A 662-nucleotide genomic window follows, 5' to 3' on the forward strand; every position below is an offset into this window, starting at 1 on the left:
CCTTGCGCGCGGCCACCGATGATGCCGACGTGCTCGCGGTGTTTCGCGAGCGGGTTCTCACCGCCTAACTGCCGCCGTACATGCCCTCTTTCAGGTGGTCTGTGGCATGAATCCCGTCCACTCCCTGCAAGGCTTGGTCGAGCACATCGGTCCGCGCCTCAAGCTGCGCTGGCTGACACCGCCGCCGGCGCAGTCCTGTCCGCTGCTGAGCGAGCAGGGCGGACAGACGGCGCAGAGCCTCGTGGGCTCGCTCAACTGCATTCACCCGAACCGCCTGCAGGTGCTCGGTGAGGCGGAGATGCTGCATCTTTCGGATCTCAGTAAGCCCGCTTACGATGAGACCATCGAGCGGCTGTTTTCGGCGCGGCCGGCGGCGGTGATCTTCGCCTCGGACATCACCCCGGACCCCGTGTTCTTCGCCTACGCGGAGCGCACGGGCACGCCGCTGCTCGGCTCTGCGGCCCGCGATGCGGAGATCGTCGACCGTTTGCAGTACTTTCTGACCCATGCGCTGGCCGAGCGCACGACGGTGCATGGGGTGCTGCTGGAAGTGCTCGGGCTGGGGGTGCTGCTCACCGGCGATGCCGGCGTCGGCAAGAGCGAGCTGGCGCTGGAGATGATCGCCCGCGGTCATCGGCTCATCGCCGACGATGCCCCGGAGC

General features: G+C 67.5%; 1 pseudogene. It reads left to right on the plus strand.

Going from position 1 to position 662, the window contains the following annotated elements:
• Positions 1–106: 106 nt before the first annotated feature.
• Positions 107–662 (plus strand): annotated as a pseudogene (locus tag CKO25_RS21750) (HPr(Ser) kinase/phosphatase); the annotation flags it as partial.

This window comes from Thiocapsa imhoffii, from assembly GCF_016583985.1.
GTDB lineage: Bacteria > Pseudomonadota > Gammaproteobacteria > Chromatiales > Chromatiaceae > Thiocapsa > Thiocapsa imhoffii.